This window comes from Streptomyces sp. BK79, from assembly GCF_044142145.1.
In the GTDB taxonomy this organism is placed as follows: domain Bacteria; phylum Actinomycetota; class Actinomycetes; order Streptomycetales; family Streptomycetaceae; genus Streptomyces.
Genome location: NZ_JBHVOC010000003.1, coordinates 406,540 through 429,682, shown reverse-complemented (window position 1 = coordinate 429,682; position 23,143 = coordinate 406,540). Strand labels below are relative to the sequence as shown.

At 72.8% G+C, this 23,143-nt stretch carries 16 protein-coding genes and 1 tRNA gene; 8 read left to right on the top strand and 9 right to left on the bottom strand.

What is annotated here, in order from left to right; translation table 11 throughout:
- Positions 1-87: 87 nt before the first annotated feature.
- The gene (locus tag ACFIF2_RS05685) at positions 88-1,119 is read right to left on the bottom strand and encodes an alpha/beta hydrolase (RefSeq protein WP_395571379.1); all 1,032 of its coding nucleotides are present in this window, start codon (positions 1,117-1,119) and stop codon (positions 88-90) included.
- Between the two features lie 74 nt (positions 1,120-1,193).
- Entirely contained in the window at positions 1,194-2,837 is a 1,644-nt protein-coding gene (locus ACFIF2_RS05680; RefSeq protein ID WP_395571378.1) for a phosphodiester glycosidase family protein, read from the bottom strand.
- A gap of 262 nt (positions 2,838-3,099) precedes the next feature.
- Between ACFIF2_RS05680 and ACFIF2_RS05675 the strand changes: the two genes are divergently transcribed.
- The 5 genes from ACFIF2_RS05675 to ACFIF2_RS05655 are packed head-to-tail and all read left to right on the top strand — an operon-like array spanning position 3,100 to position 10,618.
- Positions 3,100-3,618 carry a hypothetical protein gene (locus tag ACFIF2_RS05675; RefSeq protein ID WP_395571377.1) on the top strand — a complete coding sequence of 173 codons (519 nt, stop codon included), beginning with the start codon at positions 3,100-3,102 and terminating at the stop codon, positions 3,616-3,618.
- A complete protein-coding gene (locus ACFIF2_RS05670; protein WP_395571376.1) occupies positions 3,585-5,012 on the top strand; it encodes a hypothetical protein in 1,428 nt (475 codons plus the stop codon). The genes ACFIF2_RS05675 and ACFIF2_RS05670 overlap by 34 nt, the downstream gene beginning before the upstream one ends.
- Positions 5,009-6,493: a VWA domain-containing protein gene (locus ACFIF2_RS05665; protein WP_395571375.1), complete on the top strand. Its 1,485-nt coding sequence runs from the start codon at positions 5,009-5,011 to the stop codon at positions 6,491-6,493. Before ACFIF2_RS05670 ends, ACFIF2_RS05665 begins: the two co-directional genes overlap by 4 nt.
- A gap of 58 nt (positions 6,494-6,551) precedes the next feature.
- Positions 6,552-7,676: an AAA family ATPase gene (locus ACFIF2_RS05660; RefSeq protein WP_395571374.1), complete on the top strand. Its 1,125-nt coding sequence runs from the start codon at positions 6,552-6,554 to the stop codon at positions 7,674-7,676.
- A complete protein-coding gene (locus ACFIF2_RS05655; protein WP_395571373.1) occupies positions 7,673-10,618 on the top strand; it encodes a hypothetical protein in 2,946 nt (981 codons plus the stop codon). The genes ACFIF2_RS05660 and ACFIF2_RS05655 overlap by 4 nt, the downstream gene beginning before the upstream one ends.
- A 214-nt stretch (positions 10,619-10,832) precedes the next feature.
- Here ACFIF2_RS05655 and ACFIF2_RS05650 read toward each other — a convergent pair whose 3' ends face one another.
- The 4 genes from ACFIF2_RS05650 to ACFIF2_RS05635 form a co-directional block, all read right to left on the bottom strand.
- Positions 10,833-10,997, bottom strand: coding sequence for a hypothetical protein (locus ACFIF2_RS05650; protein ID WP_395571372.1), 165 nt, complete (start codon positions 10,995-10,997; stop codon positions 10,833-10,835).
- Positions 10,998-11,092: 95 nt separating this feature from the next.
- Complete coding sequence (locus tag ACFIF2_RS05645) at positions 11,093-12,133, bottom strand: LacI family DNA-binding transcriptional regulator (protein WP_395571371.1); 1,041 nt, start codon at positions 12,131-12,133, stop codon at positions 11,093-11,095.
- Positions 12,134-12,311: 178 nt separating this feature from the next.
- The gene (fusA, locus tag ACFIF2_RS05640; RefSeq protein WP_395571370.1) at positions 12,312-14,396 is read right to left on the bottom strand and encodes an elongation factor G; all 2,085 of its coding nucleotides are present in this window, start codon (positions 14,394-14,396) and stop codon (positions 12,312-12,314) included.
- 412 nt (positions 14,397-14,808) lie between these two features.
- Positions 14,809-14,893, bottom strand: a tRNA-Leu gene (locus ACFIF2_RS05635).
- 142 nt (positions 14,894-15,035) lie between these two features.
- Between ACFIF2_RS05635 and ACFIF2_RS05630 the strand changes: the two genes are divergently transcribed.
- A complete protein-coding gene (locus ACFIF2_RS05630) occupies positions 15,036-16,391 on the top strand; it encodes a DUF2254 domain-containing protein (protein ID WP_395571369.1) in 1,356 nt (451 codons plus the stop codon).
- Between the two features lie 54 nt (positions 16,392-16,445).
- On the opposite strand, the gene ACFIF2_RS05625 is transcribed toward ACFIF2_RS05630, so the two are convergent.
- From ACFIF2_RS05625 to sucC, 3 genes are read right to left on the bottom strand one after another with little or no spacing between them, the layout of a single operon-like run.
- Complete coding sequence (locus tag ACFIF2_RS05625; RefSeq protein WP_395571368.1) at positions 16,446-18,020, bottom strand: aldehyde dehydrogenase family protein; 1,575 nt, start codon at positions 18,018-18,020, stop codon at positions 16,446-16,448.
- On the bottom strand, positions 18,017-18,919 hold the full coding sequence (sucD, locus tag ACFIF2_RS05620; RefSeq protein ID WP_395571367.1) for a succinate--CoA ligase subunit alpha: 903 nt from the start codon (positions 18,917-18,919) through the stop codon (positions 18,017-18,019). Before sucD ends, ACFIF2_RS05625 begins: the two co-directional genes overlap by 4 nt.
- A gap of 13 nt (positions 18,920-18,932) precedes the next feature.
- Complete coding sequence (gene sucC, locus ACFIF2_RS05615) at positions 18,933-20,063, bottom strand: ADP-forming succinate--CoA ligase subunit beta (RefSeq protein WP_395571366.1); 1,131 nt, start codon at positions 20,061-20,063, stop codon at positions 18,933-18,935.
- Between the two features lie 142 nt (positions 20,064-20,205).
- Here sucC and ACFIF2_RS05610 point away from each other — a divergent pair, with 142 nt between their 5' ends.
- The gene (locus ACFIF2_RS05610) at positions 20,206-21,891 is read left to right on the top strand and encodes a thiamine pyrophosphate-binding protein (RefSeq protein WP_395571365.1); all 1,686 of its coding nucleotides are present in this window, start codon (positions 20,206-20,208) and stop codon (positions 21,889-21,891) included.
- Positions 21,892-21,901: 10 nt separating this feature from the next.
- A complete protein-coding gene (gene frc, locus ACFIF2_RS05605; protein ID WP_395571364.1) occupies positions 21,902-23,143 on the top strand; it encodes a formyl-CoA transferase in 1,242 nt (413 codons plus the stop codon).

The following is a 23,143-nucleotide window of genomic DNA, read 5'->3' as shown; positions in this document are numbered from 1 at the left end:
CCGGCATGAGGTTGGAAAAGGCTCAGTGGTAACGAGAGCGTAGAGGATGGTGATCGGTGCGGCGGGCACCGCCTTGGCGGCGTCCGCCTATCCCAGCGCCCCCAACAGCATCGGCAGCGAAGCGTGCAGCTCTCGTTCCCAGTACGCCCAGCCGTGGGTGCCGGGTCCGTAGAAGTGGGTCGTCAGGTGTCGCGCGCCCACCCGGCGCAGCTCTGCCGCCAGCGCCAGGTTCTGGCGCTCGAAGTCCGCCTCCAGCGCGCTCACGCTCCCCGGTGCGTCCAGCGGCCCCGTCGTGCCGTCGCCGCAGGACAGGTACACGGGGAGGGAGCGGAGGCGGTTGGCGAGGTGGAAGGGGTCGTGGGACTCCCAGACGCGGCGTTGGGCGACCGGGTCGCCCCAGACGCGCAGGGGGTCGTTGTTCTGGCCGGCGAAGAGGCCCAGGATGCGGTCGACCGACTCGGTGTTGAGGAGGGGGTGGGCCGAGCCGGAGTAGGAGGCGGCCGCCTTGAACATGCCCGGGTGGCGGGCGGCGTAGAGGAGGGCGCCCTGGCCGCCCATCGACAGGCCGGCGACGACGCGGTCGCGGCCGGCGCCCCAGTCGCGTTCCAGGAGGTGGCGCAGCTCCTTGGTGTGGAAGGTCTCCCACGCCGGGTCGCCGCCCCGGCCGTGGTTCCACCAGTCGCTGTACCAGCCGTTCCAGCCGGCCTCGGGCATGACCACGAGGACGTCGCGGAGGCCGGCGATCTCCGCCACGTCCGTCCTGCTCGTCCAGGACGTGTAGTCGCCGCAGCAGCCGTGCAGCAGCCAGAGGGTCGGCCAGTTCTGCCGGTGGCGTCGGTCGTGCGGGTTCCAGCCGTCCGGGGTGAGGAGGCGGACGTTCACCGTGCGTCCGCCCAGGGAGGGTGAGCGTACGGACAGGTCGACCTGTCGGTCGGCGACCTGCGTGACGGCGACGACTTCGGCGCCGGGGTGGCGGGTGGAGAGCGGCTGCTGCTCCGCTGCCGACGCGGGGGCTGTCGGTGCGAGGGTGGCTGTGAGGACGGTCAGGAGGGTGGCCAGGGCTAGCAGGAAGGTTCGGGTTCTGGACGGGGTCGGGGTGGCTGGCACGTTGGCGGACATGGCGGCTCCCTGGGTGGGTTGCTGTTCGTCGCGCTGTGGTGCGGGGGTGGGGCTGAGTCGGGTCGGCTCGGGCGTCAGTCGGCGGGTCTGCGGGGTAGGACCAGCAGGGCGTCGCCCACCGGGCGTTCGCCGGCGGCGTCCGACGGGTCGTTGATCACCTCGCCGTGGGCGACCATCGTCGTCGAGCCGCCGCCGTCGAGGTTGACCGCGTCGCGCAGACCCAGAGACCTGGCGACCTCGGCGCTCTCGGTGATGCTGAGGCCCAGGGTGTCCGTGTCGCGTCCATCGGCCGTGACGAGGACGGTGCGGCCTGCGGCGTCCACGCCGGCCAGGGTGCGGGGGTTGCGCTTGTGGACCCAGCCGTAGTACCAGCTCGGGTCGCCGGGGTGGACCATGCCGTCGGTGGCGGGGGTGACGTGGACGCGTCCGTCGCGGACCAGTTCCGGTCCGGCGTTCAGGATGTCCGTGTGGGGTGTGGGTGACAGGCGGTGTCCGCGTTCGTCCAAGAGCGTCGTGCGTACGCGCAGGCGGTCCCCTGCGCGCGCGAGTGCGGTCAGGTCGGCGGCGCGGCGGCCGGTCGCCTGGAGGGAGCTGCCGCCCGGCGGGAGTTCGCCGCCCCGTGGCGAGCGCAGCTCCACGACCCGGTCGTGGGCGTCCAGTACGGCCTCCACGCCTTCGCCCTGGGGCGTGTGCCAGCCGTAGTCCGGTGTGAAGGCGATCAGTTCGTCGGGGTTGGTGCACGTGACGTCGTGCAGGGGCAGCGACGTGGGGGCGTCGCCCTCGGTGCCGCCGCAGTTGCGGATCAGGCCCGGGACGCGGTTGACGCCGTTGAGGCGGAGGGCGGTCGCGCGGCCGGTCACCTCGCCCTGCCAGGTGAAACGCGTGACCCGCGTCCGCCGGCCGTTGTCCTGGAGCACCAGGCTCGGGCGTCCGGCCACCGGTTCGCTCAGCAGGCGTCCGTCGTACACGCCCACACCCGCGGGGTCGCCGGGGGCGCCCGCCTTGGGGTCGAGGACGAAGAAGCCGGCGTTGACCGCGGCGGTCGCGTGGGCCGACGTCGCCAGGGTGCTGGTCGTCTCGCGGTTCTCCAGGTCCGGGCCGTATGACGCGTCCAGGCTGCCGCGGAACGTGCGCGGGTCGACGGTGAGCACGTCGACGTGCCACGGGCCGCGGTCCGTGGGTGCGCCGTCCCAGCCCGTGTAAACGGCGGATCCCGTGTACCCGGCCGCCCTCAGGCGGGTGCGTTCGGTCGTCGCGGTGGACTGTGAGGCGTACGTCCCCACGCGGACCCGCCAGCCGAGGGTGCCGCCCGCGTAGTCGGCCGTCCTTGGTGTGGTCACCTGCTCCGCCCGAGCCTCGAAACCGTCCCGTCGCAGGTCGGCGACCAGTTCGTCGGCGCTGGCCTTGTCCTTCAGGGCGGTCGGCGGGGCGTCCGGGTCCGGCGAGGTGTCGCCGCCGGGGATGGAGACCTCCACCGTCCAGTGCAGTGACGGGTCGGGGGTGCCGCGCACGATGCGGGTGAGGGTGACGCCCGGCTGGAGGGTCGTGGTGGTGCGGGTCTCGGGCAGGTGCGTGGGGCCCAGGGGCAGGGCGGGAGCGCCCTGTTGGGGCGGTGCGGGTGATGCGGGTGATGCGGGTGGTGACGCCTGTGCTGGTAGTGCGCCCACCGTGGCCAGGACGCCGAGGACGGCTCCCGCGCCGCGGATTCTCTTCCTCATACGCATCGTCTGCACCGCCTGCACTGCCCGCACTGCCTCACCGCCTGGATCGAAGACCGGGGACGAACGCGCGCCATCCTCTCCCCTCACCGCTGACACAGACATGGACAACCGCCCAACGTGCACTGCACAAGTAGCGACCGGTTCCGGACCGGCGTCAAGGTCGCAGCGGCCTCGGGGCGACGTCCGGGGCGATTGTCAGTGGCCGCCGATAGATTCGGTCTTGTTCCGCCGAGGTGGCGTGAACTCCCCCTTCGCATGCATGGGAGATGGTGCGTTGTCCGTCTGGGAGAAGTCGAGCACGGCACGGGTGGTGCCGCCGGCGCGGCCGCGGAAGCTGGCCAAGGTGCCGTTCGTGGAGCTGGCCGACGGGCGCTTGCAGGGTGTGGTGTCCAGTGGGTCGGACATCGGGCGGGTCTACGTCTCCTCGGTCGCGGCCGGGTCGTACGCGTACGCCTGCAGCACCAACAACAACCGTCCCTGCGGCGGGGCGCGCGGCTCGTTCTGCAACCACATACGGGCGCTCGTCGGCGAGGCGGTGCTCCAGTACGGGGCCGAGCGTGTGGCCCGGTATCTGAAGATCGACGCCGAGGGTGGCGCCGAGGCACACGCGCTCACCTCCGTCATGACGGCCTCGCGGCCCGCGCCGGGGGACAGTTCGGCAGCGGCGCAGGTGTTCAGCCGGTTCCTGCGGCATCTCGCCTACCTCGAACTCGCGCCCACGACCCGTCCCTCGCCCGAGATGCAGTGGTTCCCGACGACCAGGGCGGTGGCCGCCTGATGCGCGCCGATCTGCTGCTCGATGACGTCGACGGGCTCGACGAGGCCCTCGCCGCCGTGGACGGTTTCGACGCGGCGCTCGTGGGCGGGCTGCTGCGTCCGCAACCCGCGCAGGCCGCTGGGCTGGCCGGGCTCGCCGACGCCGTCGCCGGGACGCCGCTGGCCTCGCGGGTCGCCGAGGCCGCCGACAAGACGACCGCCGGGGCCGGCGACGAGGACCACTTCATCGCGCTCGCCGCCGCTCGTACGGCTCTGCTCGGGTCCGTGCACGACGCCCTCACCGCGCGGGTGGCGGAGGCCGTGGGCCGGCCGGTCGCGGCCGACGACACCACCGGCTCGCTGGCCGGGGAGGAGCACGCGGTGAACCTGCGGACCGCCGCGCGCGGTTGGCTGTGCGACCTGGCCCGGGCCGGCTGGCGGGGCATCGACCACGAACTCGTGGGCGGGGCCGCGTCCGTGGTCTCCGCGATGCTGCCCGATCCGGCGTCGCGCCGACTCGCCATGCTCCTCGACGGGTTCGCCGCCGAGCTGGCCGCCTCCTGCCCCGGGGCGACCCTGGACCGGGTGCCGGTGCGCCGCTGGGCCGACCTGTGGTCGCGCGCCCTGCTGCTGACGCTGCCGGGAGCGGACACGGCCCCGGCCGTGGCGGAGGTGACGGGGCGTCTGCTGCCGCTCGGCGTGGACGTCCAGGAGCACGCCACCGCCGTACAGGCGCAGGTGCACGCGGTGTTCGAGCCCGCGGACGGGGGCGCGACCCGGCTGGTGCGGGCCTCGGTGTCCGCGCCGAAGCCGGACACGGTCGTCGGGGCCGGTCTGTGGCAGCTGCTGCGGCCGCACATGTCCCTGCTGGCCGCCGTGAGTGAGGGCAGGGCCATGGACCTCGACGCGATGCCCGTCACCGCCGAGGGCGACCTGGTGTGGGACGACGCGTGTGCCCGTGCGGGCGAGCCCGCCGACGCCTTCGTCACCGCCCGGGTGGCCCTGCCCGCCGCCACCGCGTTCGCCGTGTCGCCGCTGGACCGGCATCCGGCCCGGATCGCGGTGCCCGTCCTGGTGGAGGGGTACGGCGTGGAGGAGGGGGACGACGGGATCGTGCTGGAGGTCGCCGGGTGCCGTCTGGGCGTCGACGCCGACCGCGTGCCGGCCGCTGGCCCGCTCACGCCCGAGGCCGTGGCGTCGTCCAGTGCCTGCCTCGGGCTGCTGCGCTGGGATGCCGGGGAGTTCCTGCTCCAGCCGCTCGGCGTGGAGCGGACGGTGCGCAAGAAGGCGGTCGCCGTGCATGCCGGGGCCTGGGCCGGGGGGACGGCCGACAAGGCGGGGGTACGGGGCGAGAAGGCCGCGACCGACGCCGTCACCGTGCTGCGCGAGCGCGCCGGAAAGCTGCTGCGGAAATGACCGGCCCCCGTACCGGGCAAGGTCCCGGACCCGAGCCCGACGCGTACGGCGCTCCCGAGTACGACGCGTACGACACTCCCGAGCCCGACGCGTACGACAACCGGCGGCAGGTTCTCTACTGGCGGCTGCTGGCCCGGCTGTTCGATCCCGAGGAGCAGGCCTCACTGGAGTCGGCGAGTCTGTCCGTCGTCGAGGACATCGGTCTGCCGCCCGCGCTGCTCGACCCCGACGCGTCCGTCGGCTCGGTCGTCCAGCGGCATCCGGAACTGGCCGCCGAGTTCGACGGACTGATGGTGCCGGAGCCGGAGGAGGACGGTGAGCGGGACCGGGCGGCCGAGGTGCGGCGCGCGGCGCTCGCCTCCAAGGTGCTGCTCAACGTCTTCGCCTCCCGGCCCGGCAACGTCACCGCCGAGCAGCTGGCGCGCTGGCAGTCCGACGCCGACTGGTTCGAGCGTGCCCTCGGCTGCCGGCCCGGCGAGCTGCGGGGCGGGCGGGGCGGCTCGGGCCGGGCGGGTGGCGGTGCCGGCGGCGGGGTCAGCCCGACCGGCACCGGTGTCGGCGGTCCCACGCCCGACCTCAGCCGGTTGATCCCCGCGATCGGTCCGGAGCTGGGTGCCATCGAGGGCGACCTCGTCAAGCGCATGCACCTGCGCGAGGTACTGGCCGACCCGGCGCTGGCCTCCCGGCTGACGCCGAGCATGTCCCTGATCGAGCAGTTGCTGCGGGACAAGGGCAACCTGTCCGGTGTGGCCCTCGCCAACGCCAAGGCGCTGATCCGGCGCTACGTCGACGAGGTCACCGAAGTGCTGCGCACCCAGGTGGAGAAGTCCACGGTCGGCGAGTTGGACCGTTCCGTGCCGCCCAAGCGGGTGTTCCGCAACCTCGACATCGACCGGACCATCTGGAAGAACCTCACCAACTGGAGCCCGGAGGAGGAGCGGCTCTACGTCGACCGCCTCTACTACCGGCACACCAGCCGCAAGACCACGCCCCAGCGGCTGATCGTCGTCGTGGACCAGTCCGGTTCGATGGTCGACTCGATGGTCAACTGCACCATCCTGGCCTCCATCTTCGCCGGGCTGCCGAAGGTGGACGTCCACCTGATCGCGTACGACACGCAGGCGTTGGACCTGACTCCCTGGGCGCACGACCCGTTCGAGACGCTGTTGCGCACCAAGCTCGGGGGCGGCACCGACGGCACCGTCGCCATGGCGCTCGCCCAGCCGAAGATCGCCGAGCCGCGCAACACCGTCGTGGTGTGGATCTCCGACTTCTACGAGTGGCGCCGCCAGGAGCTGTTCGACAGCATGGCCGCCGTGCACCGCTCGGGGGCGAAGTTCATCCCGGTCGGTTCGGTGACCAGCTCCGGGCGCGGCAGCGTCGACCCGTGGTTCCGGGAGCGGTTCAAGGACCTCGGCACGCCGGTGATCTCCGGTCACATCAAGAAGCTCGTGCACGAACTCAAGACGTTCCTCACCTGATCAGCGGCCGCCCTCCGCGTCGTATGCCCTGATCCTCGTACTGAAAGGCCTCTTCCTCATGTCCGACCTGCTGCGCGCGCCCGCCGAGATCAAGTACGCCGAGGAGCTGGACTGGCTGGAGTCGATCGACGACGGTCCCAAGCCGTTCTCGTGGCGGCTGTCGCCGAAGATGGTCCGCCTGTTCATCCTCGGCTCCGAGCGTTCCGACGGCCTGGACCGGGAGATCGCGCAGAAGTGGTTCGGTGACCGCAGCTTCGTCGAGCGGTCCATCGTCACGCTCGCCTCCGACCGCGGCCTGCTGCTCATCGGCGACCCGGGCACCGGCAAGAGCTGGCTGGCCGAGCTGCTGTCCGCCGCGATCAGCCGCAACTCCACGCTGGTCGTGCAGGGCACGGCCGGCACCACCGAGGACCACATCAAGTACTCGTGGAACGTGTCCATGGTCATCGCCAAGGGACAGTCGCGGGAGTCGATGATCCCCTCGCCGATCATGACCGCGATGGAGGCCGGGTCCATCGGCCGTTTCGAGGAGCTGACCCGGTCGACCAGTGACGTGCAGGACGCGCTGATCTCGATCCTCTCCGAGAAGTACATCTCCGTCCCCGAGCTGGAGAGCGGCGGCGGTGACGACAACATCGTCTTCGCCAAGCCGGGCTTCTCGATCATCGCCACGGCCAACAGCCGCGACCGGGGCGTCAACGACCTGTCCTCCGCCCTCAAGCGGCGTTTCAACTTCGTCCGCATCCCGGTGGTGACGAACAAGAAGAGCGAGGCGGAGATCGTCCGGTTCCGCACCGAGGAGCTGCTGCGCCGGCACTCGATCGACCTGGACGTGCCGCCGACCCTGCTCGACGTGCTCCTGCAGAGCTTCGCCGACCTGCGCGCCTCCGCCGCCTCGGCGGGCAGCGACGACGAGAAGCTGGAGTCCGCGCTGTCCACGGCCGAGCAGATCGGCGTGCTGGAGGACGCCGTCCTGCACAGCAACTTCTTCGGCGAGCGCGCCCTGACCGCTCGTACCCTGGCCTCCTCGCTCGTCGGCTCCCTGACCCGCCGCGAGCCCGAGGACCTCGCCATCCTCAACAAGTACCTGCACGGCGTCGTCGAGCCGCGCAGCAAGGAGGAGGGCGGCTCGTGGCCGGAGTTCCTGGAGGGCGGCCGCGACGCGATCGCCACGCTGTCATGAGCGGGGTCCAGGAGAGTACGTCGTTCGCCGCGCTGCGCGGGCAGCTCCAGGAGGCGGCGGCCGCGTTCGCGGGCGGGCCCGACGCCCTGGAGGGCATCCTCCTCGGCATGGTCGACGACGTCGACCGGGCGGTGCGCGAGCCGCTGGAGATCTTCCCCGTCTGCCACCACTCCCCCGCCTCGGCGACGGCCATGGCCCGGCGGCTGCGCGAGAAGCAGCCCAAGGTCGTGTACCTGGAGCTGTGCGAGGACATGGCGCCGCTCCTGGCCGAGCTGCGCAACTGCCGGCTGCCGGTGGCGGTGCAGGCGTTCGCCGGTGACGTCGACGGCTTCCCCGCCGAGTGGGCGCCGCTGTCGGTCGTCGCGCCGATCACCGAGGCGTCCGCCGAGTACCAGGCCATCGCGTACGCGCTGGACACTCCTGGGGTGGAGCTGGTCCTCGTCGACCGTTCCTCGGACCACGTCTTCCAGTGGGACGGCCGGGACGAGCGGGCGCCCGAGGCCCCGGCGCAGGACGCCGCACCCGAGGCCGGCACCGAGCCCGCCTCCGGGCTGCACGGCGAGGCCGTCGGCGTCGAGATCGGCGACCTGAGGCCGCGCTTCGCCGAGCTGGAGGAGCACCTGCTGCGCCACGGCAAGGTGCGGCACTGGTCGGAGTGGTGGCACCAGTACGTCGAGGTGCCGCTCGGCGACGGCACCGCCGACCACGACACGTACCGCCAGGTCATGTTCCTCATCGGCAGCCTCTTCCGGCGGCTCGCCCCCGGCGACGGCGCCCGGCTCCGGGTGGACGAGGACCGGGAGCGGTACATGTGGACCCGGATGCGCGAGCACCTCGGCGCGACCGGGACCGATCCGGCGGACTGCCTGTACGTGTGCGGGGCGTTCCACGCGGCCAGCCGCGTCGAGGAGTTCGGCGTGCACGGCAGCGCGGACACATTCACGATCTCCCCGCGCACCGCCACCACCTGGCAGTACGGACTGATCCCGTCCAGTCACACGGCGATCGAGGCGCAGTTCGGCCTCGCCGCCGGCTCGGTGTCGATCGCGGCGACGGAGTGGGCCAAGAGCCTCAAGCGGACGCGGGTGCGGCCGTACCGGCTGGCGGGCCAGGCGGGCACGAGGAAACCGTCCGCGAAGAAGACCACCGCCCGGCCGGCATCCGCCTCCGCAGTGCCGTCCCCGGACGCCTCCGCCGACCACCTGTCCGGCTTCCTGCGCCGGCCGCCCGTGCTCGACGCGCTGGACGAGGCGGAACTGCTCGGCTGGTCCGTGGACATCGTGCGCGCGGCCCGGCGCGCCGGCTACCTCGCCTCCACCGCCGACGCCATCGCGGTCTTCGAGACGTCGATCCTGCTCGCCGGCATGCGGGACCGGGCGAAGCCGACGCCGTACGACTTCCAGGACGCGGCGGTCACGTGCATCGAGAAGGACGTCGTGCCCGGGCGGCGGGACGTGCGGCGGCTCGTCGAGATCATGATGGGCGGCGACCGGATCGGCCAGGTCGGCTACGAGGCGCTGCCGCCGCTCGCCCGGGACGTGCACGACCGGCTGGCGCCGCTCGGGCTGAAGCTCCAGCAGCGCGGAGTGCAGCGGGCGTTGCTCGACATGGCGTCCCGGCCGGAGCTTCAGGCGTGCTCCGACGTGCTGTGGATGCTGCGGCGCCTGATGCCGCAGGGGGCGGCGCGGCCGATCATGGGTGAGCGGCGGCTCGGCGAGCGGTCGATCCAGGAGTCGTGGGACCTGGCGATCGGCACCCACCAGCGCGCGCTCATCGAGCTGGGCTACGAGGGTGTCAGCGTCGAACAGGTCCTGGAGCAGCGGCTGCGGCGCGACGCCTACGGGCCGCGGGCGACGACGGCGACCGTACTCGCCGCGGTCGAGGACGCGACGCTGTACCTGCGCAGCCGCCGCCTCGCCGACGAACTCGGCGGCCACGCGCTGAAGGTGCTCGCCACCGAGCGCAGTGTCGACGGCGCGCCGGAGGTGCTGCGCCGGGTCCGGGCGCTGCTGTCGTACTACCGGACCACCGAGCCGGTCCTGCCGGCCTGGATCGAGTCGTTCGTGAAGACCGGGTACGCGCACTACTGCACGCTGCTGCCGACGGCGTTCCGGGACGAGGACGCGAAGGTCGGGCAGGTCGCGGCGATGCTCGGCTTCCTGTTCAGCATGGAAGGGCTCGCGTTGTCGCTGGGCTGCGACCGGGCCCAGCTGGAGCTGGCGGTCGCCCAGTCGCATCCGGAGGATCCGTCCAGGACGGCCCTGTTGTGGGCGGCGCAGGTGCAGCTCGGCACGCTGTCGCGGGCGGAGCTGCGGGCCCGGTGCGGCGAGTTGCTGGACAACCCGCTGGTGGTGCCCGCGTATCCGCGCTACCTCAGTGGCTTCGTGCACGCGCTGGAGCCGGTGCCGGGACTGGCGGACGTGGTCGTGGAGGCGGTGTCGAACGCCTTCGGGCGGTTGCCGGACGCGGTGCTGCTGCCGTGGCTGCCGCTGCTGATCACGACCCTGCGGTCCGGCGCCGCCGAGCTGGCGCCGCTGCTGATCCGGGAGGCCGGGCGGATCTTCCCGGGCCGGCTCGCGGAGCTGGACGCGTGGGTGCCGCCGTGGCGGATGCCCGCCGCGCCGCTCCCCGCGCGCCGGGCGGACGCGGCGGCCCACGGCCCCCGGGGCGCCGCGCTGCTCCCGGAGTATCCGGCGACCTGCGACGCGGTGGCGGGGCTGCTGGGCTGCGCGGGGGAGTGGTCGGAACCCGGGGCTCCCGTCCCGTCGGGTGCCGCTCTGCTCTCCGCGCACCCGGCCGCGTGCGACGCGGTGGCGGACCTGTTGGGCTGCGACGGTGCGTGGGCGACGGCCCGGCCCGTCCCGTCGGAGGGCGGCGCGGTGCTCACGGTTCGCCATCCGCGCTCGGCGCAGGAGCTCGAGGTGCTGCTCTCCGGCGGGTGACGAGGTGCGTCCGGGTCCCGGGGCCGTCCCGGGACCCGGACGGTGGGTCGGTGCGCGCCGGTCCGGGAGCCGGCCCGTCGGTCTGTCCGTACGCGCCGGTCCGGAAGCCGGCCGGTCTGTCCATACGCGCCGGTCCGGGACCCGGACGGTGAGTCCGTGCGCGCCGGTCCGGGAGCCGGCCGACGGGGCCGTGCGCGCCGGTCCGGCCGGACGTTCAGCCGTAGCAGGCCGGGAGGGGCTCGAGGCCCTCCGGCACCCCGTACTCGATGACCGCCGTGTACGCCTCCGCGATGTCGCAGCCCTTGTCGAACCAGGGGTAGGCGAACCCGCTCCAGACCAGAAGGACGACGATCAGCACGTCGCGCGTTGCCTTTGACATGTCTGGGACTATTCCGTCCGGCCCGGCGGAATAAGCCCCACCGCGCGCCTCTGTTCCGTTCGTCGAAGATGCCCCCCTGGGCAACCGAGGGGCGGCTACGCCGACTCCCGCACCACCAGTTCGGGGGCGAAGATCACCGACGTGGGGGCCGTGCGCTCGCCCCTGATGTGTTCCTGGAGGAGGCGGGCCATCGTGGCCGCCATCTCCTCCACCGGCTGGCGCACGGTGGTCAGCCGGGGCCGGCAGGTGACGGCCACGCCCGAGTCGTCGAAGCCGACGACCGCGACGTCCTGCGGCACCCGGCGACCGTGGTCGCGCAGGGCCTGGACGGCGCCCTGGGCCATCAGGTCGTTGGCGGCGAACAGGCCGTCCAGAGCGGGGTGTTCGGCGAGCAGCGAGGTCGTCGCCGCCATACCGCTGTCGACCGTGAAGCCGCCCTCGGCCACCGGGACGCGGGGATGTCCGTGCGCGGCCAGGGTGTCCCGGAAACCGGCCAGCCGCTCCTGGCTCGCGGCGACGGCCAACGGCCCGGTGATGGTGGCGATCCGGCGGCAGCCCCGCCCCAGCAGGTGCTCGGCCGCGAGCCGGCCGCCGTGGCAGTGGTCGAGGTCGACGTGGCTGAGCGGTGCCGGGCGTCCGGGCCGGGCGAACAGCACCGCCGGCAGCCGAGCCCCGGCGAGCAGCGCGGGCAGCGGGTCGTCGGGATGGGTGGAGACGACCAGCGCCCCGTCCGCACCGCCCTGCCGGAGGTACGTCACGACCTCCTGCCGTGCCCCGGGGGTCTCCGCGAACATGAGCACCGGGTGCATCGAGCGTGGCCGCAGGTGTCCGACGACGCCGCCCGCCACCCGGCCGAAGAAGGGGTCGGCGAACACCCGGGTGGCGAAGGCGTTCCGCTCCGTCTCCGTGGCGTCCCCCGCGCCGGAGACCACCAGGGCCACGGTCGTGGTGCGCCGGGTGACGAGTTGACGGGCGGCCTGGTTGGGGGCGTACCCGGTGCGCTCGACGACCCGGCGGACCAGGTCCTGGATGGCGGGGTCGACGTTGCGGACGCCGTTCACCACGCGCGAGACGGTGGCCCGGGACACGCCGGCCTCCCGGGCCACGTCCTCCAGGGTCGGCGCCCGTCTGCTCATGCCCGCACCCTAACCGGCGAGGTCCAGCGGCCGGTAGAGCGCTCTCCCACGCTGATCGAGAGCAGGGGTTCACCGGATTGCCGGGAGCTGGGGGTTGGGAGGGCCGGAGGGAGGGCTGGAGGGCGGGCTGGAGGGCGGGCTGCCCCCTCCCGCAGAGGGGAGGAGGCAGCCCGGCACGCTACCGCGCCGCCGGCGTGGTGGCCGGTGCCGATGCCGGTGCCGGTGCGTAGCCGGTCGGCCGGGCCGTGAAGGTGCCCCGGCCCTGCGTACGGCTGCGCAACCGCGTCGCGTAGCCGAAGAGTTCGGCCAGCGGCACGGTGGCCGTGACGACTGCCGCCCCGCCCCGCGTGTCCGAGCCGGTGACCCGGCCGCGGCGGGCGGCCAGGTCGCCGAGGACGCCGCCGACCGCGTCCTCGGGCACGGTGACCGTGACGTCGACGACCGGTTCCAGCAGGACCATCGCCGAGGCGCGCAGGGCTTCCCGGAGGCCGAACCGGCCGGCGGTGCGGAACGCCGTGTCCGAGGAGTCCTTCACATGGGTCTGGCCGTCGGTGAGCGTGACCCTCAGACCGGTCACCGGGTGCCCACCGAGCGGACCCTCCGCCAGGGCGTCCCGGCAGCCGGCCTCGACGGCCCGGACGAACTCCTGCGGCACCCGCCCGCCGACCACCGTCGACCGGAAGACGAATCCGCCCTCCACCGCGTCGCCCTCCCACGGCTCCACGTCGAGCACGACATGCGCGAACTGCCCCGCGCCACCGTCCTGCTTGACGTGGCGGTGGACGAAGCCCGACACGCCCTCGCCCACCGTCTCGCGGTACGCCACGCCGGGGCGGCCGACGGCGACCTCGAGGCCGTACTCGCGGCGGACGCGCTCCATGGCGACCTCCAGGTGCAGTTCGCCCATGCCCGACAGCACGGTCTGCCCGGTCTCCGGGTCGGTGCGCGCGGCCAGCGAGGGGTCCTCCTCGGTCAGCCGGGCGAGCGCCGAGGCCAGCCGGTCGGTGTCGGTGGAGCGACGGGCCTCCACCGCCACGTGCACGACCGGTTCGGCCACCCCGGGGGGCTCCAGGACGACGGGGGCGCCCGGCGCGCACAGGGTCGAGCCGGCGCGGGCCGTCTTCAGCCCGACCACGGCGACGATGTCCCCGGCGACGGCCCGTTCGAGCGGGTCGTGGCGGTCGGCCCGCACCCGCAGGATGCGGCCGACGCGCTCACCGCGCCGCGTGCCCGCGTCCCACACGGTGTCTCCTTTCTCGATCGTGCCCGAGTACACCCGCAGGTACGTCAGTCGTCCCGTCGGGGTGGCGTTCACCTTGAACGCCAGTGCCGCCATCGGCGCCGCCGGGTCGGCGGGCCTTTCCACCTCCGTGCCGTCGGGGGTGCCGTCGTGCGTGCCCCGGACCGGAGGTACGTCGAGTGGTGACGGCAGGTAGGCCACCACCGCGTCCAGCAGCGGTTCGACCCCGCGGTTGCGGTAGGCCGAGCCGCAGAGCACCACCACTCCGTCGCCGGCTCGGGTCAGGTCGCGCAGCGCCGTGGCGAGGGTGGCCGCGGTGAGCGTCTCCCGGTCGCAGAACTCCTCCAGCGCGGCCGGGTGCCGTTCCGCCACCGCCTCCTCCAGCAGGCGGCGCCTGCGTGCCGCCTCCTCGCGCAGAGCGTCGGGCACCGGCCCCTCCTCGGCCGTGTCCGAGCCGTCGGCCCACACCAGGGCGCGCATGCGGACCAGGTCGACGACGCCGGTGAAACCGTCCTCGGAGCCGATGGGCAACTGCGTGACCAGCGGTACGGGGTGCAGCCGCTCGCGGATCGAGTCGACGGCCCTGTCCAGGTCGGCGCCCGCGCGGTCCATCTTGTTGACGAACGCGATCCTCGGCACCCCGTGCCGGTCGGCCTGCCGCCACACGGACTCGCTCTGCGGTTCCACGCCCGCGACGGCGTCGAACACGGCGACCGCGCCGTCCAGCACGCGCAGGGAGCGTTCGACCTCGTCGGCGAAGTCGACGTGCCCCGGGGTGTCGATCAGGTTGATCCGGTGACCGTCCCAGGAGCAGCTGACCGCCGCGGCGAAAATGGTGATGCCGCGGTCGCGCTCCTGCGGGTCGAAGTCGGTGACGGTCGTCCCGTCGTGGACCTCGCCGCGCTTGTACGTGGTGCCCGTGGTGTAGAGGATCCGCTCGGTGACGGTGGTCTTGCCGGCGTCGACGTGGGCGAGGATGCCCAGGTTGCGAACGGTGGCGAGGGGGTTGGTGACGGTGCGCACGGCCCGTGGCCTTTCGCTGGAGTGTGAGCGGGGCGGCGCGATTCCCGCGAGGAGGACGGAACGAGGCGAGGCGAAGGCCGCCACCGTACGGCGGCGGGAGTGGTCGCTCGTCAGATGCTCGTCGCGGGCTTCCGGTGCCGGCCGCGCAGCGGACACCGGACGGCCGGAGACACGAGGATCACCTCGTACCGGGACGGGGGAACGACGGCAGCGGTGCGGATACGCACGGCCCGGCTCCCCTCACTCGATCTCGATGTCGTGGTGAGTCTAGGGAAGCCGGGAGGGGCTCCGCAGCGCATTTTCGGTGCGCCGCCGCACGCCCTCGCGGCGCCCCCGCACGCACCCTCGCCCGCAACGCGAGATGCCGACCGGGATCTCTCCCGGCCGGCATCTCGCTCGACCTGCTCTGTTGTGTCCGAGGGGGGACTTGAACCCCCACGCCCGATAAAGGGCACTAGCACCTCAAGCTAGCGCGTCTGCCATTCCGCCACCCGGACCAGGTGTCCGTCGCCTCGGCGGGCTGTTCCCCCGTGGCGACATGGACAACCATACCAAGGTTTCGCAGCGCCTTTCACCTGCGTTTCCTTCCCCTGAGCGGCGGCCCGGGGCGGAAGGGCCCACCGCATCTAAGGTCGCACCATGAGTGACTGGCCGGTTACCCACAGCCCGCTTCCGCGTCGTAGGCCGCGGGCGTTGTCGCCGCTCAGGGAGCACCTGCGGGACACGTTCTGGTTCGCGCCCACCGCTGCCATGGTGGGCGTCTTCGTGGTGTGGTGGGTGGCCCAGGAACTCGATGCCGCTCTCGTCCGGACGCTGCGGGATGAGGGCGACCACGACACGCTCGCCGAGCTGGTGCGGTTCGCGGACGACGCGAAGACGGTCGTGTCCGCGGTGGGCTCGGCCATGATGACCTTCATCGGTGTGGTGTTCAGCATCTCGCTGGTCGCCGTGCAGATGGCCGGTGGGCAGTTCACCCCGCGTGTGGTGCGGCTCTTCGTCCGCAGCCGGATCACGAAGGCGACCTTCGCGGTCTTCCTCGCCACGTTCGTCCTGACGCTGCTCGTCCTGACCAGTTACGACAGCACCCCCGACCCTCGTGACATCACGTCCGTACCGATCGTGCAGTCGGCGCTGACGCTCGTCATGGTGGCGCTGAGCCTGCTGCTCTTCGTGATGTACGTGAACGCGACGCTGCGGCTGATGCGGGTCGGTCATGTGATCGCCCGGATCGCCGAGGAGTCCTTCCGGGTGGCGGCGCTGATGCCGGCGCCGGTCCACGGCACGACGCCGCGCGGTCCGGGCGGGAACGCCGAAGGCCCTCTCGGTCCCGTGACCGCGTGGGTGGCCCACGACGGGCGGGCGGGTGTGCTGCGGGACGTGCACACCGCGAGGCTGGTGCGGGTGGCGCGCGCCCACGGGGTGGTGCTGCGGCTGGTCCCGCGGATCGGTGACTTCCTGGTGCCCGGCACCCCCGTCCTCGCGGTGCACGGCGGCCAGGCGCCACCTCGCCGGGCGCTGCGGTACGCCCTGTCCGTGGGGGTGGAGCGCACCTTTCACCAGGACCTGGGGTTCGGGCTGCGCCAGTTGTCCGACATCGCGCTGCGGGCCCTGTCCAGCGCGGTCAACGATCCGACGACCGCCGTCCAGGCGCTGGACCGGGTCGTGCAGATCCTGGCCGCGTTGTCCAGGCGGCCGCTGGACGCCGTCGTGCACCGCGACCGGCGGGGCGTGCCCCGGCTGGTGCAGCCCGTTCCCGGCTGGACCGAGCTGGTGGACCTCGGGTTCGCCGAGGTCCGGGCCTGCGGCGCCGGTGCGCCGCAGGTCACGCGGCGCATGCTGGCCGGGCTCGACGACCTGTTGCTGCTCGCCCCGCCGGAGCGGCGCGAACCGCTGCTGCGCCACCGCGAGCTGCTGCGGCAGGCGGTCGAGCGGGCCGCGCCGTCCCCGGCGGACCGGGCCTTCGCGCTGCGACCGGACCGGCAGGGCATCGGCTGACCCGGGGTCACGCGCACACGCCCTGCCGCCCGGCCGTGCGCCGGCGGTCCGGCTTCACGGCATGAGGTGGTGGTCCGGGAAGTTCCCGGGCAGCCGCTCCCCCTCCGGGCCCCGCGTGACGGCGCGCACGAGCAGCGCTCCGCCGACGAACGCACCGCGCCAGGACGCGCCGTGCCCGCCGAACAGCTCCTCGCGGTCGCCCCGGGAGCGCGGGACGCCGTGCCCGACCTTGAACGCGCGGATCTGCGGCGCGAGCCTGTCGTAGGTCGCGCGGTCGTCCGTGGACAGCGTGGCGACCAGGGCGCCGTTGGAGGCGTTCATCGCGGCGAGCAGCTCGGCCTCGGTGTCGACCAGGACGACGGTGTCGACCGGGCCGAACGGTTCCGCGTGGTGCAGCGGCGAGGAGCGGGGCGGGTTCAGGAGGGTGACCGGCTGGACGTAGGCCGAGGTGTCCTGGCCGGGCAGGAAGCGTGCGTCGTCGGCGCTGCCGCGGTGCAGCGGTACGGCGCCGCGGTCGACGGCCTCGGCGACCTGGTCCCGCAGCTCCTTGGCCTTGGCCGGGTTGATGACCGGCCCGAAGTCCAGCTCCGGGTAGGGGGCGTGCGGGTTCTCGACGGCGAGGGGGTGGCCGACGCGCAGCGTGCGGACCGCGGGGAGGTAGGCCGCGAGGAACGCGTCGAAGAGCCGGCGCTGGACGACGAAGCGCGGGTAGGCGGTGCAGCGCTGCTTGCCGTAGTCGAAGAGTTTCGGGATCACCCGGGTGAGCGCGTCCCAGTCCGTGAAGTTCCAGATGCCCCAGGTGTTGAGTCCTTCCTGTTCGAGGATGTGCCGCTTGCCGAGGTCGGCGAGGGCCGTGGCGACGGCGGCGCCGGTGTCGCGTCCGCCGACGAAGGAGACGCAGCCGATCTCGGGCGCCCGCACCAGCGCCTGGGACAGCTCTCCTCCGCTGCCGCTGACGAGGGTGACGGGAATCCCCTCGCGGGCGGCGAGTGCGCAGGCCAGGGTGAGACAGGCGACACCGCCGTCGGTCGGGGTCTTGGCGATGACCGCGTTGCCCGCCAGGGCCTGTACCAGCAATGCGTGAACGAGCACGCTCATCGGGTAGTTCCAGCTCGCGATGTTGGACACCGGTCCGTCCAGCGGGGCACGCCCGTCGAGCATGTCGTCGATTCCGTCGAGGTACCAGCGCACCCCGTCCACGGCCCGGTCGACGTCGGCCCGCGCGAGCCGCCAGGGCTTGCCGATCTCCCAGACGAGCAGCAGCGCGAGGAGGTCCCGGTGCTGGGCGAGGGCGTCCAGGGTGGCGGCGACACGGGCGCGGCGCTCGGGCAACGGGAGGTGGCGCCAGGCGCGGTGCTGGTCGAGCGAGGCGCGTACGGCCCGGTGGGCGCTCTCGCCGTCCAGCCGGGGCGGGCCGGTGACCGGGGTGCCGTCGACGGGGCTGGTGGCGGGCAGGACCCGGCCGTCCGCCCGCCAGGTGCCGCCCCAGAGGTTGAGGACGCGGTCGTCCCGGAACGCCTCCGGGGCGACGGTGAGGCAGCGCTGCCAGGCGTCGGCCCAGGAGGTGCCCGCCTTGAGGGTGAGGGCCGTAGCGGTCGGGGCGGCGGCGCCCTCGGCAGCGGCCGTCATGCCGGCACTCCGTCCCGTGCCGCGCCGCCGAGGACGGCGACGACGTGCCGTGCCGTCTCGGTCGGGGTACTCCCCACCCGTACGCCGGCCGCCTCCAGTGCCTCCTGCTTGGCCCGCGCCGTGCCCGAGGACCCGGAGACGATCGCGCCGGCGTGCCCCATGGTCCGGCCCTCGGGTGCCGTGAAGCCGGCGACGTAGCCGACGACTGGCTTGGTGACGTGGTCGCGGATGTAGGCGGCGGCGCGTTCCTCGGCGTCGCCGCCGATCTCGCCGATGAGGACGATGAGTTCGGTGTCGGGGTCGTCCTGGAAGGCGGCGAGGCAGTCGATGTGGCTCGTGCCGACGACCGGGTCGCCGCCGATGCCGACGCAGGTCGAGAAGCCGAGGTCGCGGAGTTCGTACATGAGCTGGTAGGTGAGCGTGCCGGACTTGGAGACCAGGCCGATGGGGCCGGGTTTGGTGATGTCGGGCGGGATGATGCCCGCGTTGGACTGGCCGGGGGTGATCAGCCCGGGGCAGTTGGGGCCGATGATCCGGGTGCCCCTGTCCTTCGCGTAGGCGGTGAAGGCGACGGAGTCGTGGACGGGGATGCCCTCGGTGATGACGACGGCGAGGCCGATGCCGGCGTCGGCGGCCTCGGTGACCGCGGCCCTGGCGAAGGCGGGGGGCACGAAGACGACGGTGACGTCCGCGCCGGTGTGCTCGACGCCCTCGCGCACCGAACCGAAGACGGGTACGGCGCGCTCGTCGAAGTCCGCGGTGCGGCCCGCCTTGCGCGGGTTGACGCCGCCGACCACGTCGGTGCCGGCGGCCAGCATGCGGCGGGTGTGCTTCATGCCCTCGGCACCGGTCATGCCCTGGACGAGGACCTTGCTCTCCTTGGTGAGGTAGATCGCCATGTCGGGGGTCTCCTTACGCCGCGGTGGCGAGTCGGGCGGCACGGCGGGCGGCGCCGTCCATGGTGGTGGCCTGTTCGACGAGCGGATGCGCGCGGGCGGCGAGGACGGCGCGGCCCCGGGCGGCGTTGTTGCCGTCGAGGCGTACGACGAGCGGCTTGGTGAGCCTGACCTCCTCCAGGGCGCGGACGATGCCGTCGGCGACGGCGTCGCAGGAGGTGATGCCGCCGAAGACGTTGACGAGTACGGACTTCACGGCGGGGTCGGAGAGGACGACGGAGAGCCCGTCGGCCATGACCCGGGCGGAGGCGCCGCCGCCGAGGTCGAGGAAGTTGGCGGGCCGGGCGCCCTGGCCGGCGACCACGTCGAGCGTCGACATGACCAGTCCGGCGCCGTTGCCGATGACGCCGACCTCGCCGTCCAGTCTCACGTAGGTGAGGCCCTTGCCGGCCGCCCGTGCCTCCAGCGGGTCGGCGGGCGTCGTCCGTCCGCCTCCCCACCGGGTCCGGCGGAAGAGGGCGTTGTCGTCGAGGGTGACCTTGCCGTCGAGGGCCACGATCGCGCCGCGCGTGGTGCGGACCAGCGGGTTGACCTCGACGAGGAGGGCATCCTCGCGGACCAGGACTTCCCAGAGGCGTACGAGCACGTCCACGGTCTGCGGGGGCAGGCCGGCGGCGTCGGCGACGCGTGCCGCCACGGCCGTGGTGACGCCCTCGGCCGGGTCGACGGGGACGCGTACGACGGCCTCCGGCCGTTCGGCCGCGGCCTCCTCGATCTCCATTCCGCCTTGGGCCGACGCGATCGCGAGGAATCGGCCCGCCGCGCGGTCGAGGACGTAGGAGACGTAGAACTCGCGGTCGACGTCGACGGGTTCGGCGAGCATCACCGCGCCGACGGTGTGGCCCTTGATGTCCATGCCGAGGATCCGGCGGGCGGCGTCCTCGGCGGCGGCCGGACCGGCGGCGAGCCGCACCCCGCCCGCCTTGCCCCGGCCGCCGGTCCTCACCTGCGCCTTGACGACGACGCGTCCGCCGAGCCTGCGGGCGATGTCGCGGGCCCGTTCGGGCGAGTCGGTGACCTCGGCCCTCGGCACCACGATGCCGTTCTCCTCGAAGAGTTCCCTTGCCTGGTGTTCGTACAGGTCCATTCCGGCTCCTGACTGAAAGTGCCGCACGCCCCCTGGACACCACCCACCGGATGCGGGATAACAAGCTTCATACAGTATTCGTCGACTGTATGCAATGTACGCGTGAGCCCCCCAACCCCTCGTGAAGGGACAGGACTTCGCCATGCCCGACGACACCACCCAGGACGTCATCTCCGGCGGTCACCTCGTCGCCAAGGCACTCAAGGCCGAGGGGGTCGACCGCATCTACACGCTGTGCGGCGGCCACATCATCGACATCTACGACGGTTGCGTCGACGAGGGCATCGAGGTCGTCGACGTACGCCACGAGCAGGTCGCCGCGCACGCCGCCGACGGCTACGCCCGCGTCACCGGAAAGCCCGGCTGCGCGGTGGTCACCGCGGGACCGGGGACGACCGACGCCGTCACCGGCGTCGCCAACGCGTTCCGCGCCGAGTCCCCGATGCTGCTGATCGGCGGTCAGGGCGCCCACACCCAGCACAAGATGGGGTCCCTCCAGGACCTGCCGCACGTCGACATGATGACCCCGATCACCAAGTTCGCGGCGACCGTGCCGGACACCGCGCGGGCCGCGGACATGGTGTCGATGGCGTTCCGCGAGTGCTACCACGGCGCGCCCGGGCCCTCCTTCCTGGAGATCCCGCGCGACGTGCTGGACGCCAAGGTGGCGACGGACAAGGCCCGGGTGCCGAAGGCCGGGGCCTACCGTGCCTCGACCCGCTCGCCCGGTGATCCGGAGGCCGTCGAGAAGCTCGCCGACCTTCTCGTCCACGCGGAGAAGCCGGCCGTCCTGCTCGGCGGCCAGGTGTGGACGACGCGCGGCACCGAGGCCGCCGTCGACCTCGTCCGCACGCTCGACATCCCGGCGTACATGAACGGCGCGGGCCGCGGCACCCTGCCGCCCGGCGACCCGCACCACTTCCAGCTGTCGCGCCGCTACGCCTTCTCGAACGCCGACGTCATCGTGATCGTCGGCACGCCCTTCGACTTCCGCATGGGCTACGGCAAGCGCCTCTCCCCCGACGCGACGGTCGTGCAGATCGACCTCGACTACCGCACGGTCGGCAAGAACCGCGACATCGACCTCGGCATCGTCGGCGACGCCGGGCTGGTGCTGAAGTCGGTGACCGAGGCCGCCTCCGGGCGGATCAACGGCGGTGCGGCCAAGCGCAAGGAATGGCTCGACGAACTCCGCGCCGCGGAGCGGACCGCGTTGGACAAGCGGCTGCCGCAGCTCAGGTCGGACTCCTCCCCCATCCACCCGTACCGGCTGGTCAGCGAGATCAACGACTTCCTCACCGAGGACTCGATCTACATCGGCGACGGCGGCGACATCGTCACCTTCTCCGGGCAGGTCGTGCAGCCCAAGTCACCGGGGCACTGGATGGACCCGGGACCGCTGGGCACGCTCGGCGTCGGCGTCCCCTTCGTGCTGGCCGCCAAGCAGGCGCGGCCCGACAAGGAGGTCGTCGCCCTCTTCGGGGACGGCGCCTTCTCACTCACCGGCTGGGACTTCGAGACCCTCGTCCGCTACGACCTCCCCTTCGTCGGCATCGTCGGCAACAACTCCTCCATGAACCAGATCCGCTACGGCCAGGCCGCCAAGTACGGCAAGGAGCGCGAGCGGGTCGGCAACACCCTCGGCGACGTCCGCTACGACGAGTTCGCGCGGATGCTGGGCGGCCACGGCGAGGAGGTCCGCGACCCCGCCGACATCGGCCCCGCGCTGCGCCGGGCCCGCGAGTCCGGCAAGCCGTCCCTGATCAACGTCTGGGTCGACCCGGACGCGTACGCCCCCGGAACCATGAACCAGACGATGTACAAGTGAGGTGGGACCCATGACCGCACCGCCCGCCAAGGCCCTCGAGGGCATCCGCGTCCTCGACATGACGCACGTCCAGTCCGGCCCCTCGGCGACCCAGCTGCTCGCCTGGCTCGGCGCGGACGTCGTCAAGCTGGAGGCGCCGACCGGTGACATCACGCGCAAGCAGTTGCGCGATCTGCCGGACGTCGACTCCCTCTACTTCACGATGCTCAACTGCAACAAGCGGAGCATCACCCTCAACACCAAGACCGAGCGCGGCAAGGAGATCCTCACCGAGCTGATCCGGCGCTCCGACGTCATGGTCGAGAACTTCGGGCCGGGAGCGGTGGACCGGATGGGGTTCACCTGGGACCGCATCAGGGAGATCAATCCCCGGATCGTCTACGCCTCCGTCAAGGGGTTCGGCGAGGGCCCGTACACCGCCTTCAAGGCGTACGAGGTCGTCGCGCAGGCCATGGGCGGATCGATGTCCACCACCGGTTTCGAGGACGGGCCGCCGCTGGCGACGGGGGCCCAGATCGGGGACTCGGGCACGGGCGTCCACGTCGTGGCGGGCATCCTCGCCGCGCTGTACCAGCGGGAGCGCACCGGACGCGGACAGCGGGTGAACGTGGCCATGCAGCACGCGGTGCTCAACCTCTGCCGGGTGAAGCTGCGCGACCAGCAGCGCCTGACCCATGGTCCACTCGCCGAATATCCCAACGAGGACTTCGGCGACGAGGTTCCCCGCTCCGGCAACGCGTCCGGCGGCGGGCAGCCGGGCTGGGCGGTCAAGTGCGCGCCGGGCGGCCCGAACGACTACGTGTACGTCATCGTCCAGCCCGTCGGCTGGCAGCCGCTGAGCGAGCTGATCGGCCGGCCCGAGCTGGCCGACGACCCCGAGTGGGCGACCCCGCAGGCCCGGCTGCCGAAGCTGAACAAGATGTTCCAGCTGATCGAGGAGTGGTCGTCCACCCTGCCCAAGTGGGAGGTGCTGGAGCGGCTCAACGCCCACAACATCCCGTGCGGGCCGATCCTGTCCACCAAGGAGATCATCGAGGACCGCTCCCTGGTCGCCAACGAGATGGTCGTGACCGTCCCCCACCCCGAGCGCGGCGAGTTCGTCACCGTGGGCAGCCCGCTCAAGCTCTCCGACTCGCCGGTGGAGGTGCGCAGTTCCCCACTGCTCGGCGAGCACAACGAAGAGGTGTACGTCGGCGAGCTGGGTCTCGGCGACGAGGAACTGCGCCTGCTCAAGTCGAACGGGGTGATCTGA